At 61.3% G+C, this 13,839-nt stretch carries 14 protein-coding genes; 6 read left to right on the forward strand and 8 right to left on the reverse strand.

From position 1 onward, the window contains the following. Nucleotides 1–232: 232 nt before the first annotated feature. A complete protein-coding gene (locus C1M53_RS28195) occupies nt 233–631 on the forward strand; it encodes a hypothetical protein (RefSeq protein WP_129415382.1) in 399 nt (132 codons plus the stop codon). Between the two features lie 52 nt (nt 632–683). Here C1M53_RS28195 and C1M53_RS28200 read toward each other — a convergent pair whose 3' ends face one another. The 3 genes from C1M53_RS28200 to C1M53_RS28210 form a co-directional block, all read right to left on the reverse strand. Beyond that, on the reverse strand, nt 684–2,255 hold the full coding sequence (locus C1M53_RS28200; RefSeq protein ID WP_129415383.1) for a GMC family oxidoreductase: 1,572 nt from the start codon (nt 2,253–2,255) through the stop codon (nt 684–686). 40 nt (nt 2,256–2,295) lie between these two features. Next, nucleotides 2,296–2,826, reverse strand: coding sequence for a gluconate 2-dehydrogenase subunit 3 family protein (locus C1M53_RS28205; protein WP_129415384.1), 531 nt, complete (start codon nt 2,824–2,826; stop codon nt 2,296–2,298). Between the two features lie 83 nt (nt 2,827–2,909). Then, nucleotides 2,910–3,305, reverse strand: a complete 396-nt coding sequence (locus tag C1M53_RS28210; protein WP_129415385.1) for a VOC family protein — start codon at nt 3,303–3,305, stop codon at nt 2,910–2,912. A 235-nt stretch (nt 3,306–3,540) separates the two neighbouring features. On the opposite strand from C1M53_RS28210, the gene C1M53_RS28215 reads away from it, so the two are divergent. Next, a complete protein-coding gene (locus C1M53_RS28215) occupies nt 3,541–3,846 on the forward strand; it encodes a ribbon-helix-helix domain-containing protein (RefSeq protein WP_129415386.1) in 306 nt (101 codons plus the stop codon). A gap of 33 nt (nt 3,847–3,879) precedes the next feature. Here the strand turns inward: C1M53_RS28215 and C1M53_RS28220 are convergent, their stop codons facing one another. After that, nucleotides 3,880–6,510 carry an ATP-binding protein gene (locus C1M53_RS28220; protein ID WP_129415387.1) on the reverse strand — a complete coding sequence of 877 codons (2,631 nt, stop codon included), beginning with the start codon at nt 6,508–6,510 and terminating at the stop codon, nt 3,880–3,882. A gap of 259 nt (nt 6,511–6,769) precedes the next feature. On the opposite strand from C1M53_RS28220, the gene C1M53_RS28225 reads away from it, so the two are divergent. Beyond that, nucleotides 6,770–7,489 (forward strand): flagellar biosynthetic protein FliO, encoded by a 720-nt coding sequence (locus C1M53_RS28225; protein WP_245488330.1) that lies wholly within the window; start codon nt 6,770–6,772, stop codon nt 7,487–7,489. Between the two features lie 78 nt (nt 7,490–7,567). On the opposite strand, the gene dksA is transcribed toward C1M53_RS28225, so the two are convergent. After that, a complete protein-coding gene (gene dksA / locus C1M53_RS28230) occupies nt 7,568–7,984 on the reverse strand; it encodes an RNA polymerase-binding protein DksA (protein ID WP_129415389.1) in 417 nt (138 codons plus the stop codon). Between the two features lie 252 nt (nt 7,985–8,236). Between dksA and C1M53_RS28235 the strand changes: the two genes are divergently transcribed. The 3 genes from C1M53_RS28235 (at nt 8,237) to C1M53_RS28245 (ending at nt 11,384) form a co-directional block, all read left to right on the forward strand. Next, nucleotides 8,237–8,740, forward strand: coding sequence for a histidine phosphatase family protein (locus C1M53_RS28235; protein ID WP_129415390.1), 504 nt, complete (start codon nt 8,237–8,239; stop codon nt 8,738–8,740). 92 nt (nt 8,741–8,832) lie between these two features. Continuing rightward, the gene (locus C1M53_RS28240; RefSeq protein ID WP_129415391.1) at nt 8,833–10,302 is read left to right on the forward strand and encodes a YcjX family protein; all 1,470 of its coding nucleotides are present in this window, start codon (nt 8,833–8,835) and stop codon (nt 10,300–10,302) included. Further along, entirely contained in the window at nt 10,299–11,384 is a 1,086-nt protein-coding gene (locus C1M53_RS28245) for a TIGR01620 family protein (protein ID WP_129415392.1), read from the forward strand. Before C1M53_RS28240 ends, C1M53_RS28245 begins: the two co-directional genes overlap by 4 nt. Nucleotides 11,385–11,429: 45 nt before the next feature. Here the strand turns inward: C1M53_RS28245 and C1M53_RS28250 are convergent, their stop codons facing one another. The 3 genes from C1M53_RS28250 to fmdA form a co-directional block, all read right to left on the reverse strand. Further along, complete coding sequence (locus C1M53_RS28250) at nt 11,430–11,729, reverse strand: FmdB family zinc ribbon protein (RefSeq protein ID WP_129415393.1); 300 nt, start codon at nt 11,727–11,729, stop codon at nt 11,430–11,432. Nucleotides 11,730–11,827: 98 nt separating this feature from the next. Then, the gene (locus C1M53_RS28255; RefSeq protein WP_129415394.1) at nt 11,828–12,340 is read right to left on the reverse strand and encodes an AmiS/UreI family transporter; all 513 of its coding nucleotides are present in this window, start codon (nt 12,338–12,340) and stop codon (nt 11,828–11,830) included. Nucleotides 12,341–12,409: 69 nt separating this feature from the next. Next, nucleotides 12,410–13,636, reverse strand: a complete 1,227-nt coding sequence (fmdA, locus tag C1M53_RS28260; protein WP_129415395.1) for a formamidase — start codon at nt 13,634–13,636, stop codon at nt 12,410–12,412. Between the last annotated feature and the right edge of the window lie 203 nt (nt 13,637–13,839).

Here is a 13,839-nt window from a genome sequence, read left to right on the forward strand (position 1 = left end):
CCGACGAGGTCTTCCTCGATCTGCCCCCAAATCAAGTTTTGACGCGGAAAATATGGCCGACTCACCAAGGCCAACCAAAGGGTAACATGGGTGGACCAAAGCGCAGCAATATTAGTTGTCGAGAATATATGATTTCAGGGGTGAAGTTTGTGCAAGGGGCCACGTTCGGCGATGTTGCGATCTTGTCGAAAAAATGGTGCAAAGCATGCGCCGACCGCATTCGGACCAATCGATGATGCGTTGCCTGACCCTTTTGTTTTCCTTCATGGCCGCTGGACTTGCGACCGGCAATGCGCACGCTGCCATCGTCGATGGCACCTTGCCCGACGGCAGTTACCGCTGCGAGGTCTACCTGCTCGGCGCCTTCGTCTCCCTGGGCGATATCAAGATCAAGGGCCGCGTCTATAGCGGTCCGACCTACGGCCCTGTGATGCAAGGCTACAATTACGAAATGGACAACAATGGCGAGATCAGCTGGCTTGGCCCTGTCGGCGGATTCACCAGTGGCGGCAATGGCATCTCGCTGACGCAGGTGACGGCCGACGGCCCCACCGACGCTTCCTTCGACATCGTCATGCGCCAGCCTGACGGCGCCTTCAGCGCGGCGACCTGCACGATCCGCGAACCTTGAACGAAAGGCGCGGAACACCATGGGCGTTCCGCGCGAATAGGCCTGGCAGTTTTCAGATCGTCCTGGCGGCCATCTCCTTCGCGATATAGTCGGCTTGCCGGATCGCCAGCGTGACGATGGTCAGCGTCGGATTCTCCGCACCGCCGGTGGTGAACTGGCTGCCGTCCGATACGAACAGGTTCTTGATGTCATGCGTCTGGCCATGCCTGTTGACGACGCCGTCCTCTGGCTTCTCGCTCATCCGGTTGGTGCCGAGATTGTGCGTGGACGGATAAGGCGGTGTCGGGAAGACGCGCGTCGCGCCGACTGCGTCATAGATCGCCGTTCCTTGCCTGTAGGCATGGTCGCGCATCGCCGTGTCGTTGGGGTGATCGTCGAAATGCACGTTCGCCACGGGCATGCCGTGCGTGTCCTTCTCGGAAGCATGCAGCGTCACACGGTTTTCGGCGCGCGGCATGTCCTCCCCGACAATCCATAGGCCAGCCATGTGATCGTAGTGGTCGAGCGCTGTGGTGAAGGACCGCCCCCAGCCGCCGGGATTGAGGAAGGCTGCCATGAACGGCAGCCCGAGCGACAGTGTTTCCAATTCATAGCCGCCAACGAAACCGCGCGAAGGATCATTGCGTGCCTCGTCACGCACGATGCCGGCCATCGTGGTGCCGCGATACATGTGCACCGGCTTGTCAAAGATGGCGTAGACCGAGCCGGTGGTGTGGCGCATGTAGTTCCGTCCCACCTGCCCCGAGGAGTTGGCAAGCCCCTGGGCAAATTTTGACGACTCCGAATTGAGCAGCAGGCGGGGACTTTCGATCGAATTGCCGGCAACGGCGACGATACGCGCCTTCTGTTCCTGCAGTTTGCCGTCCTTGTCGGCATAGACGACGCCAGTCACCTTGCCCGACGCGTCGTGGTTGATCTTGATGACCATGGCATTGGGACGCACCTCCAGATGCCCCGTCGCTTCGCCCTTGGGAATTTCAGTGTAGAGCGTCGACCATTTGGCGCCCCACTTGCAGCCCTGGAAACAGAAGCCGGTCTGCTGGCAGGAATTGCGGTCGTCGCGTTGCTGCGAATTGATCGCCATGCGACCAGTGTGACATTCCTTGTAGCCGAGCTTGTCGGCTCCGGCCTTCAGCACCTTGAAGTTGTTGTTGCCGGGCAGACCTGGGATGTCGTTGGTACGCGTCACCCCCATCTTGTCTTCGGCCTTGGCGTAATATGGTTCGAGTTCAGCAAGGGTGACAGGCCAGTCGAGCAGGTTGGCGCCCTCGACCTTGCCATAGGTGGTGAGTGTCTTGAATTCGTGTTCCTGCAGGCGCAGCGAGGCACCGGCCCAATGCGTGGTGGTTCCACCCACCGCCTTGACGATCCAGGCCGGCAGGTTGGGAAAGTCCTTCGCGACACGCCAGTCGCCCGAAGTCGTGCGCATGTCCTTCCAGGCGAGCTGGGCGAAACTGTCCCACTCGTCGTTGACGAAGTCGTCATATTCGTAGCGCGCTCCTGCTTCGAGGATGACGACGTCGATGCCCTTCTGGGCAAGTTCGTTGCCGAGCGTGCCGCCGCCGGCACCCGAGCCGATGATGACGACCACGCCATCATTCTTCAGGTCGAATGGTGCTGCCATGGTTTCCTCCCATGAATTCCTGCTGATTGAAGGGGGTTTTTCAGAGCCACTCGATGTCGTCGAAGCCACGGCTGATGTAGCCGCCCTTCGAATAGGACTCGCCCTCGTAGCCGAACACCGGCCAGATTTCTTTCTGGTTGTAGAGGCTGACAACCAGCCCGCCGCGTACCGCCTGGAAGAACGGCGTCGTCTCGATGGCCTTGAGCGCAGCGACCCGCTCCTCCTCCCAGCCGAGACCACGATAGCCGCCCTCGCCGGCGCGCTTGTCGAGATCGGCGATACCGGCCTCGATCAGTTCCTTGTGCTTGGCATCCTTTCCCGCCTGTTCGTCGTGGCTTTTCACGGCGACCGCATAGAATTTGTCGGCCAGTTGATCGTGCGGGTAGATGTCGCGCGCCATCTGGATGAGCGTCGCCATCGTCTCCGGTTTCAACGCCGAGGTTTCCAGACCCCACGCGTTTTCGGGGCTGATGACCGCGTTGCCGGCAATGACCAGCAACGCGCCGATGCTGCCGCGTTTCAGAAGCTCGCGGCGCGACAGGCCCGGCCTGCCTTCATGGATTGTGACCAACTTCTCCTCCCTTGCTTGCTGTTGCGCCTCCCGGCGCTGTGGCTGGCGTCGCATCCCCTCCCAGGGTGCGGCAGCATTTCCTCCTATTTGAAGCGACCGTGACGCTGCAGAACCTCGATCTTGTAGCCGTCGGGATCCTCGACGAAGAAGAAACGCGCCAGGAGCACACCGTCGCGGTTGAACTCGACGATCTTCTTCGGGTTGAGACCGAGTGCACCGAAGCGGTCGTGCTCGGCGTCGAGATCGGAAACCGACACGGCGAAGTGACCATAGCCATCGCCCGGTGCGTAAGGCTCCGTCCTGCCCCTATTGACGGTCAACTCCACCTCGAAATCGCTCTCGGGATTCCGGAGATAGACAAGCGTGAAGGTCTCGAAATCCAGACGCTCGGCAATATCGAGGCCAAAGGCCTGTCTGTAGAATTCGACCGACCGGCTCTCATCCAGAACCCGTATCATCGTGTGGATTGCTTTGGCCAAGGGAACTCCGTCCACATCATTCTGATGGGGAGGATTATGGGCCCGGCGAAAACAGTTTGGTGGCAGCCCGTTACCACGCGCAAATCCATGCTCCCGTTTATGGTTTTGGCGATTCTGTCGTTGCGTCGCGGACGAAAGTCCGATTGCCGGCTCGGCTGTTTCGGCGGAAGATATGCTGAAGCTGGCTGGTACGGGGCGTGCCGGCCAAAGCCAGACAAGGACGGGAGATCTATCGATGTGCAGGGTGTTTGCCGGACAGGACCCGGAAGGGTACCGCCAGATCAACCGGTCGATCCGCATTGCCGGTCATTCGACAAGCATCCAGCTCGAAGCCACCTTCTGGGAACTGCTGGATGAAATCGCCGAAAGCCAGGGCCTGACGACGCCGAAATTCATCTCGAAACTCTACGACGAAGCCATTGAGATCAACGGTGAAATACCGAACTTCGCGTCGATGCTGCGCACAACCTGCGCGCTGTATCTGCGCGGCCATCGCCCCTGCGCGGAAGACATCGAGGCGCTGCGACGTCAGGCAGCCTGACGGTCCATGGAGCGAGCCCGACTGGGGGGTCGCTCAGGATTTCCCCTCTAGAACGTCCTTCACGACGGTGGCCAGCTGTTTCAGCGAAAACGGCTTCGGCAGGAACCCGAACTGGGCGTCGGCAGGCAGGTTCTTGGCGAAGGCGTCCTCCGCATAACCCGATACGAAAACGAACTTGATCGTCGGCTGACGCTTTCGCAATTCACCGAGCAGCGTCGGGCCATCCATCTCCGGCATGACGACGTCGGATACGACGATGTCGATCTTGCCTTCGAGTTCGTCGAAAACCTCCAGGGCCTCGACGCCCGATGTCGCCTCATGCACGGTGTAGCCTCGCGACTTGAGCGCACGCACGCCGCCCATGCGCACGGCGTCCTCGTCTTCGACCAGAAGGACAATGGCTGAGCCGGACAGATCCTTGCCATCGCCGGACTTGGCTGCATCGCCATTCTTGACGGGTTCGGCAGCAGCCGAGTTCTCCGTTCCCGTCGCCCTGGTATCACCCGGCTTTCCTTCCGCCGGCAGCTTTGCCGCCTCTGCGACATGGCGCGGCAGGAAGATGCGGAAAGTCGTGCCCTTGCCGACTTCGGAATCGCAGAAGATGAAGCCGCCCGTCTGCTTGATGATGCCATAGACCATCGACAAGCCGAGGCCGGTGCCCTTACCGACTTCCTTGGTGGTGAAGAAGGGTTCGAAGATCTTCTTCAGCACATCCGGTGCGATACCCGATCCGGTGTCCTCGACTTCGACGACGACATAATCGGCGGCTGGCAGTTCGCGATAGGAAAACGCGGCGCATTCGTCGGCCGTGACGTTTTTTGTGCGCACGGTGAGATCACCACCCGACGGCATGGCATCACGGGCGTTCACGGCGAGATTGACCACCACCTGTTCGAACTGGCCGATATCGACCTTGACCGGCCAAAGGTCACGGCCGTGGTCGACCTTGAGCTTGATGCTGTTGCCGACAAGGCGCGCAAGCAGCATGCGCAGGTCGGCAAGCACGTCGGTGAGGTTGAGCACTTCCGGACGCAACGTCTGTTTGCGCGAGAAGGCGAGAAGCTGACGCACCAGCGATGCCGCCCGGTTCGCATTCTGCTTGATGTTCATGATGTCCGGGAAGGACGGATCCGACGGACGGTGGTTCGCCAGCAGCAGGTCGGATGCCATGATGATGGCGGTGAGCACATTGTTGAAGTCGTGCGCGATGCCGCCAGCCAGCTGGCCCACGGCCTGCATCTTCTGGCTCTGCGCCATCTGGCCTTCCAGCGCCTTCTGCTCGGTGGTTTCCACCGCATAGACAATAGCCGCCTCTTCCGCACCCTCGCCATCGGTGCCGTCGGCGACCGCGTTGACGTAGAAGCGGACATGACGCTCCTCATTGTCCGGCAGGACCGTGTCGATCGGTGCGATCTCGGCCTGGCGCTGATGCGCCTTTTCGAGTGCCGTCGCGAAGGCTGGCCGGTCTCGCTCATGGATGACCGTGTCCAGGCGCACCTTGCGGTCGAGCGCATCACGGTCGACCGCAGGCGAGAACAGGGACAGGAACGGCGCATTGGTACGCAGGATGCGACCGTCGTGGTCGACGCCCGCGATCGCCATCGGTGTCGAATTGAAGAAACGGGTGAAACGGATTTCGGAAGCCCGCAAGTCGGCGGAGGCATCCTCACCCTGGGTCCGGTTGAGCACGATGGTACGGCTTGGGCCGTTGAGCCCCTCGCGACTCGCCGAAACCCGGTGCATGAAGCGCACCGGCAGCGCCTTGCCGGCCATGGTGGTGAGGTCGAGGTCGATCACGGCGTTACGCGTTGTGCCGGGATCCGCCCGCACCGAGCGGATGAGCGCCATGCCGTCACCGGCGACAATGTCGGGAAGCGTAACCGCACCTGGCGTGAAAGATGCAAGATCGATCCCCAGCCATTCCGCCAGGGTCGCGTTGATGTATGTGACGCGACCGTCCTGATCGGCAGCGAAAAATCCCGCCGGCGCGTGATCGAGATGGTCGATTGCCTGCTGCAGATCCAGGAAGAAGCGTTCCTGCTCGGCGCGCTCGACCGAGATGTCGGCCAGTTGCCATGCCGACAGCGGTTGCCGGAGGCCAGGCACGGAAAACGTGCGCGCCCGGGTACGATACCAACGCCCGCCGGGTTCGGCGCCCGGGCGAACCGATTGCGTCAGCCGGAATTCGCCATCACCGGCCTGTCCATCGCGCAGGCCGGAGGAAAGGCGATAAATCGTGCTGGTTGCTTCCGGAACGTCCGACAGCAACCCCTCCACGGTCTTGACGTCGGCGGCGGATGTCGCCCCCGTCATGTCGGCATAAGCGCGATTGGCGTAGACCACGCGATCCTTGGCATCCGTCACCAGAAGGCCTTGCGACATCGAATCGACAAAGGCCTTGGAGAGTTCATCGCTGGTCGAGCGCGGCGCGATCTGCACGAAACCGATTGCAGTCGCAAACAGGAAGCCAACGCCGATCATCGCCAGCACGCCTAGCATGCCAAGCAGGAACGGATCGCCGAAACGCTCGCGGAAAATACCAAAGACAACGGCAGCTGCGGCCAGAACAACCATGAAGACGATAAGCCGCGTCACTGCGCCCGGCCTTGTACCCTGGTCGACGATCGGCATCGGATAAAACTCGCCGCCCGTTTCCTTGGCCATGTGCCCCCTGCTCACCAATTCCAGCCGCCGGCGCCCCGACTCGCCCGGTTGAATCATATTCTCCCTGCCCGGAAAAGACCCTGCTGGCAAATGTGCGCCAAAAACAACGTTATCGCGGGGCTTTGCCGCAAGCCGTTCCGATATGCCCTGTTCACAAAGCGCCAAACGCGCCTTGCGACATCCTGGCACCGCCTTTAGTGTCGCCGACGCTGGGGCCGGATCATTGTTGGGGATGTCTATGCTGAGTTGGCTGGAAAGCATGGCAGGGCCGAATTATGCACCTGCCATCCTGTGGACCTTCGCGGCCCTGGTCCTGCTTGTCATCCTGCTGGTTATCGTGAGGTTGATACGCGGCCTGACCTTCGGCACCTATGTCGCTGGCGGCAAGAACCGCAAGACGCGTCTTGCGGTCATGGATGCAACCGCGGTCGACAGCCATCGCCGTCTGGTCCTCGTGCGACGTGACGACATCGAACATTTGATCCTTATCGGCGGACCCACGGACGTGGTTGTCGAGCGCGATATCCGCATGGTGCCGTCGCGCCGCCCGATTCTCACCGGAGACGGCCAGCAACAGCAGCCGGCAGCGCGCCCAGCCGGCGAACAGCAGCGTCAACAACAACCTTCGCCTTCGCCTTCATCCGCACCGGCAAGACGGGCCGAACCGCCGCGCCAGCAGGCTGCGCCGAGTGCACCGACGCCACATCGTGAGCCGACCCTGCCACTGTCTTCACCGCCAAGGGTTCAACAGCCAGCGATGCAAGCCGCGGTGCGTCAGGAACCCGTCCGGGCCGAACCGCCATTTCGTGCGCCACCGGAGCCGCTGGAGGATCCGCTCGACGACGCATTGATGCACGAGCTTGAAGTTTCGCTGGAACAGGACGACGTGCCGCCAGCCAAGACCAACGCAAAGGCGCAGCCCACGCTGGACGACGAAATGGCAAAACTTCTCGGCGAGTTGTCCAGTCACAAGCGGTGATCGGCTACGAGCGCCCGGCACAAAAGAAAATGGCCGGCTGAGCCGGCCATCTCCAAAGACAAACTAACGTCGACGAAATCAATCGTCGCGGTAGACTTTTTCCCGACGCTCATGACGTTCCTGCGCTTCGATCGACAATGTGGCGATCGGGCGCGCATCGAGACGCTTCAGCGAGATGGGTTCACCCGTTTCCTCACAATATCCATAAGTGCCCTCATCGATACGCTGCAAGGCAGAATCGATCTTCGAGATCAGCTTGCGCTGACGGTCACGGGCTCTCAGCTCGATCGCGCGGTCCGTTTCCGACGACGCTCGGTCGGCGAGATCCGGGTGGTTGGCGTTTTCTTGCTGAAGGATTTCGAGAGTTTCACGCGCCTCGCGCAGAATATCATTCTTCCAGGTAATCAACTTCTGCCGAAAGTATGATTTTTGCCGTTCATTCATGAACGGCTCGTCTTCGGAGGGTATGTAATCGGAAGCTACAATTTCGCTCATTCGACTCACCCGACTGCCCCAAATTTGGCGCCTATATATTCGCGGCGCAATTGCTTAACAAGCGCAATCCGTCGTGCCGTCACGCATTTGTTAATACAGCCCCGCCCCGTGTCACCGCTTTCCCGGTCAGCCCCAAGCCACAAAGGTTCTCGGCCTATCTGCCAACAGCCCAGCCGTTGCGCAGAAGCTCCCGGCTGGCTAATTCTTAATTGACGGATCAGCGGACGGCGCTGATCGGAAAGAGGGATCTGCGTGGCGAAACTCTATCTTCTCAGGCACGCGAAGGCTGGATGGGCTCTGCCGGGTACGCGCGACTTCGACCGCGCGCTCGACCCCTCCGGCGTTACCGATGCCGAGATGATCGGGACCGCCATGCGGACCCATGGCTATGTTCCGGACCTGACGCTGTGTTCCGGTGCACTGCGGGCCCGCGAAACCCTCGGTGGAATAGCCGCCCATACCGACACCGGCCGCGTTCTCTACTTCGACAAGCTCTACAGCGAGGATGCCGCTGGTTATCTGGAGATCATCCGGGATCATGGTGGTTATGGCTCCCTTCTGGTCATTGGCCACAACCCGATGATGGAAGATCTTGCCATGGCCATATCCGGCGAGGGTGAGGAAGGCGCACGCGAGACGCTGGAACACGGGTTTCCAACATCGGGACTCGCGGTGGTGCGCTTCGAGGGAAGCCTGACGGGCGCCGCCCCCGGCAAAGGCTATCTGGAAGATTTCCTCACCCCGATAACCGTCTGATACGCAGTAGCCATTCAAAAGCCGTCTGCGGCAGCCTATATCGAGGTTCCCGCACGGCGGGCGACCAGACGAGCGGAGCACCAGAGACCCGATTGGCTTCATCGCTGACCACCATTTCCGATGAGGCTCGGATCGCGCTGGACACCGTGACCGGCCGTGCCGCCGGATTGTTTCGGCCTTCAATCAGGCTCGGCGTCACCGGTCTCTCGCGTGCCGGCAAGACGGTATTCATCTCATCTCTTGTCCACAATCTCATACACGGCGGTCGTTTGCCGCTTTTCGAAGCGCAGAAGTCAGGGCGCATCGCGCGCGCTTTCCTGGAGGAGCAGCCAGACGATGCCGTGCCGCGTTTCCAGTATGAGGACCACATCGCGGCCCTGGTCGACCAGCGCATATGGCCGGATTCCACCCGCGCCATCTCGGAGCTGCGGCTGACCATCGAGTTTGAATCGGCTTCTGGCTGGAACCGTATGTTTTCAGCAGGGAGATTATCGGTCGATATCGTGGACTATCCGGGCGAGTGGCTGCTCGACCTGCCGCTGCTCGGCAAATCCTTCAGCGATTTCTCCAACGAAGCCTTCGAACTGGCGGCGTTGCCGGTCCGCGCCGACCTCGCCCGCGAATGGCGTGCGCTTTCAACGACGGCGGTTGCCGATGCGGACGCCGACGAACTGACCGCGCGCCGGCTGGCCGAAAGTTTTTCAGCCTACCTGAAGGCGTGCAAACGCGATGAACGCGCGCTTTCCACCTTGCCGCCGGGCCGCTTCCTGATGCCAGGCGATCTCGATGGTTCGCCAGCGCTGACTTTCGCGCCACTGCCCGGCATAACAGGGAAACGGACAAGGCCTGGTTCGCTTCATGCCATGATGGAGCGTCGCTATGAGGCCTACAAAACGCATGTGGTGAAGCCGTTCTTTCGCGAGCACATCGCCCGCCTCGACCGCCAGATCGTGCTCATCGATGCCATGCAGGCCCTGAACGCCGGGCCTGCGGCAATGGCCGACCTTGAACGTGCCGTGACGGAAATCCTTGCCTGCTTCAGACCTGGGCGCGGCAACTTCCTGACCGACTGGTTCGCACGCCGCATCGACCGCATCCTGATCGCCGCGACCAAGGCCGACCATTTGCACCACGAAAGCCACGACCGGCTGCAGGCCATCGTGCGGCGGCTCGCCGATCGAGCCATCGCCAAGGCGAGCTTCACCGGCACAGCCGTCGACGTCGTTGCCATGGCAGCGGTGCGCGCCACCCGTGAAGGCACGGTCAAGCAGGGAACCGAGACCTTACCGGTCATCATAGGCACGCCGCTTGAAGGCGAGCAGATCGGGGGCGAGACTTTCAACGGGAACACCGAAACGGCCATATTTCCCGGTGACTTGCCGAAAAGCGCTGATGCCGTTTTCGAGGAACATTCACAGGATCGCACAGACAATCCAGCCATAAGATTCGTGCGGTTCCGGCCGCCGAAACTCGAACGCACTGCCGAGGGCGTGACGCTGTCGCTGCCACATATCCGCCTTGACCGTGCCTTGCAGTTCCTGATCGGAGACCGCCTCGCATGACCACGTCCCGCAAGCCGGCGGCGTTCCGCATCGAGCCGGACACCGCATCCCAACTGAAGGTTACGGCTGTCGAAAGGTCGTCGGAAACGACACGCAAGCCGCGCGCGATGAAGGCCGAAGCGGCTATCGTCGTGCCCGACGCAATCGATGTTTTCGACGAGCCGGACCTGATCACAGCCGAACCACCAACAGCACCCGCGCCGCGCAAACGCTCGTTCCTCGCCAACACCTTCTTTGGTGCCGTCGGCATCCTGGTCTCACTGGCAATAGGTTTGTGGACGGACCGGCTGATCCGCGACCTCTTCACGCGCGCCGATTGGCTCGGCTGGCTGGCCGCCGGCGTGGCAGCAATCGCGCTGCTTGCACTGCTTGTCATCCTGGCCCGCGAATTCCTCGCGATTGCGCGGCTTGCCAAGGTGGAGAAGCTGCAAGGCAAAGCGCTGGATGCCCTTGCGCGGGACGATCCCAACGCCGCGCGCGCCGTCGTGGACGAACTGTCTGCTTTTGTCGCAGCCCGGCCACAGACGGCCGCCGGTCGCCGTGCGCTGGCTGAATTGCGCGGCGAGATCATCGACGGCGGCAATCTCGTGAGACTGGCAGAAACCGAAATCCTCGGCCCTCTGGACGCCCAGGCCAAGACAATGATCCTGGACGCGGCCAAGCGGGTGTCGCTGGTTACCGCCGTCAGCCCGCGCGCCCTGGTGGACGTCGCCTACGTCGTGTTCGAGGCTGGAAGACTGATCCGGCGCCTTTCAGAGCTTTATGGCGGCCGTCCCGGCACGCTAGGCTTTTTCCGGCTTGCCAGAAGTGTGCTTGCCCATCTTGCGGTCACCGGCTCGATCGCCGTCGGCGACAGTTTTGTCCAGCAGATCGTCGGTCATGGCCTTGCGGCGCGGCTGTCGGCAAAGCTGGGTGAAGGCGTGGTCAACGGCATGATGACGGCCCGAATCGGTATCGCTGCCATGGAAACCGCCCGCCCCTTGCCGTTCACGGCTGTCAAACGACCAGGCATGGGCGATTTTCTCACCGCCTTGACCTCTTTCACAGGCGGAAAGGATCGCGGCAACGGCGCGACTTCCTGATCTAGCGAACCATGCCAAAGCGCGGACAGTCAGCGCGGGTTGGCATCAGTGGCCGATCATCCATTTCTTACGCATCGATGTCGGCTTGTTGCCAATCTTGCACAGTGCGCAACCACAGCCGCTGAGATGCGCCTTCTTGACCACTTTCGGTTCGGTGCCGCTTCGCTCCGAACGCGCCAATGCCCGGCGCAGCTTGTCGTTCATCAGGCTCAGGCGGGGCGCTGCCACATCCCTGTTGCTCTGTTCCTTGCATTGCGGGCACGCGCACGCCCTCAGCGCGTCTTGCATCGGAACCCATTCATCAAATGGCCCGCAGTCGTCACAAACATAATTGTAGAGCGGCATCGCCAGCCTCCGAAAACATCAAGACGATTTTGTCAGGCGAGGGGTGTCCCGCCCATCCAGGTTGCCAGGCTGATCTGTTGCCAGACCAGACAACAGCGTCACAGCTTGCCGTCCAGCAGCAGGAAGCCCGGTAGCCAGCCGGTGATGACGCCCGCTAGCAGAGTGGCAATCGCGGTAACCCGCAGGACCGGCCGCTGCAGCGCCAGAAGCAGGAAATAAAGGAACCACACCACACCCCAGATGACCCAGTTGGATGCCATCCAGAAGTCGATCGACGTTTGGCCGTCTGAAAACCCTCGTGCCGCCACCGGAACGGTGGTGATCGCGACGAACAGGCTGAACCAGCCGAGCCCTCGCCCATCCACCTTTATCACCCTGTTGTAGGCCACCCAGAAGTAGGTTGCCGAAAACAGGATCGTCAGCGCCGCACCCTTTATCGACGCAGCATCTGCGCCGGGTCCGAACGCCCAGGCCAGTGATACGCCGAACGTCACGACACCGGAAACCACATTGATGACGATGATTTCCAGGTCCTCGATTTTCCCGAGCAGCCACAGCCCGTTCAGGAACAGGACCGCACCGACATAAAGCAAAGCAAATCCGAGCAGCATGAATTCCCTCCCCAAAAAGAGCGCCGGCCAGAACCGTGTCTGACCGTCGCTTCATTGTTGCGCAGCCTGTCAGCTCGTCTTGGCGACGTCGGCCTTGAAGTCCTGCTTCTTCGGTCCATGCGCGTTGGGATTGATGTCGAAGTCGAAGATCGCCGTCGGAATGGCCAAGGTGGCGCAAACGTTGGGAATATCGACGATGCCGGCAATGCGTCCTTCGACAGGGGCAGTGCCGAGGATCATGTAGGCCTGTTCGCCGGAGTAGCCGAACTTCTTGAGGTATTCGATGGCGTTGAGGCAGGCCCGGCGATAGGCGACGTGGGCATCCAGATAAAATTGCTCACCCGTGTGTTCATCGACCGAGATACCCTCGAAGATGAGATAGTCATCAAAATGCGGGTCGATCGGGCTTGGCTTGAAGATCGGGTTGGTGACGCCGTATTTGGCCATGCCACCCTTGATGACATCGACGCTGATATCGACCCAGCCGGCCATTTCGATGGCACCGCAGAAGGTGATTTCGCCATCACCCTGCGAGAAATGGATATCGCCCATCGAGAGGCCGCCGCCCTTCACATAGACGGGGAAGTAGACCTTCGAACCACGCGACAGGTTCTTGATGTCGCAGTTGCCACCGTGCTCGCGCGGCGGGACCGTGCGCCACGCCTCGGCCGCGGCCTTCCTCGCCGCATCGCCCTTCAACTGTCCCATCAGCGCCGTGTCGGCATATGGCAGCGCTGCCAGCGGCGGCACACGCGCAGGATCGGTCGCCACCAGTTCGGCTTCACGCCTGTTGGCTTCCGCGAGCAGCTTGTGGTCAGGCAGGCAGCCGATCAGGCCAGGGTGGATGATGCCGGGATAACGCACGCCTGGAATATGGCGCGACGTCGTGTAGATGCCATGGAAATCCCAGCAGGATTTGCTGGCTTCGGGGTAATGCTCGGTCAGGAAGCCGCCGCCGTTTTCCTTGGCAAACAAGCCGTTGAAACCCCACTCGGAGTCAGGTTTGGCGCCAAGGTCAAGGATGTCGACCACCAAAAGGTCGCCGGGCTCCGCGCCATCGACGCCGAACGGGCCGCTGAGGTAGTGAACGCGCGTCAGGTCGACGTCGCGGACATCATTGGCGCTGTCGTTGTTGCCGATCTGGCCTCCCGTCCAGTCGTGGCATTCCACGCGATAGGTGCGCCCCGGCTTGAGTTGCTCCACCATTGGAATGTCCGGATGCCACCGGTTGTGAGTCTTGATGGCATGATCTTCGGGGGCTTTGTTCAGGTCGACTGAGAATACTGTCTGTGGCATGCGGCTGTTCCTCCTCAACGCCAGCGTGCAGGCGGGTGGCTTGCGTGCCGTCCTCGTCCTTGCACCGGGCTGCACGATGGCGCCCGGTATCGCCGTGCGACGCCAAGCTAGGTGCGGTATGTAATCGCCATGCATCGGAATGCCGCCCGCTTTGTAATTTTTTGTAACCAGCCGGCCAGCGGCCCGCGCTCGCAGCACGCGCG

The organism is Mesorhizobium sp. Pch-S (assembly GCF_004136315.1).
GTDB lineage: Bacteria > Pseudomonadota > Alphaproteobacteria > Rhizobiales > Rhizobiaceae > Mesorhizobium.

Bases quoted from the DNA above. Each gene is read 5' to 3' on its own strand.
- C1M53_RS28195 (WP_129415382.1), top strand. From the start codon at position 233: ATGATGCGTTGCCTGACCCTTTTGTTTTCCTTCATGGCCGCTGGACTT.
- C1M53_RS28200 (WP_129415383.1), bottom strand. From the start codon at position 2,255: ATGGCAGCACCATTCGACCTGAAGAATGATGGCGTGGTCGTCATCATC.
- C1M53_RS28215 (WP_129415386.1), top strand. From the start codon at position 3,541: ATGTGCAGGGTGTTTGCCGGACAGGACCCGGAAGGGTACCGCCAGATC.
- C1M53_RS28220 (WP_129415387.1), bottom strand. From the start codon at position 6,510: ATGGCCAAGGAAACGGGCGGCGAGTTTTATCCGATGCCGATCGTCGAC.
- C1M53_RS28225 (WP_245488330.1), top strand. From the start codon at position 6,770: ATGGCAGGGCCGAATTATGCACCTGCCATCCTGTGGACCTTCGCGGCC.
- dksA (WP_129415389.1), bottom strand. From the start codon at position 7,984: ATGAGCGAAATTGTAGCTTCCGATTACATACCCTCCGAAGACGAGCCG.
- C1M53_RS28245 (WP_129415392.1), top strand. From the start codon at position 10,299: ATGACCACGTCCCGCAAGCCGGCGGCGTTCCGCATCGAGCCGGACACC.
- C1M53_RS28250 (WP_129415393.1), bottom strand. From the start codon at position 11,729: ATGCCGCTCTACAATTATGTTTGTGACGACTGCGGGCCATTTGATGAA.
- C1M53_RS28255 (WP_129415394.1), bottom strand. From the start codon at position 12,340: ATGCTGCTCGGATTTGCTTTGCTTTATGTCGGTGCGGTCCTGTTCCTG.
- fmdA (WP_129415395.1), bottom strand. From the start codon at position 13,636: ATGCCACAGACAGTATTCTCAGTCGACCTGAACAAAGCCCCCGAAGAT.